Consider the following 372-nt stretch of genomic DNA (forward strand, 5'->3'; position numbering starts at 1 on the left):
GACATTAGGGGTTGGATATGGAGTTAGTACGCTGATCTTTTTCAGCATATTTTTAATTACACTTATAGCTCAACTGAGCTCTAATAGGTATATTCCAGCCCTTTATTGGACTGTTATTCTTTCAACTAGCGTAGCTGGCACAACAATGTCAGATTTTATGGATCGTACACTAGCATTAGGTTACGCAAAAGGCTCAATGATATTAATCACTATATTGTTGTTGATATTTGCATACTGGTATTTTAGCGAGCGCTCATTGAATATCAATTATATTAGAAACCGTAAGGCTGAAGTACTTTATTGGATTGCAATTCTTTTCTCAAACACATTAGGTACAGCTTTAGGAGATTTTTTGTCTGATACGTCTGGACT

At 35.5% G+C, this 372-nt stretch carries 1 protein-coding gene; it reads left to right on the forward strand.

The window, feature by feature from the left end; all coding sequences use genetic code 11:
- Nucleotides 1–372 (forward strand): COG4705 family protein (locus tag AC1DWA_RS33795; RefSeq protein ID WP_477917918.1); only part of this gene is annotated, 372 nt, incomplete at both ends.

The organism is Rhodococcus sp. P4_F3_2, from assembly GCF_056401335.1.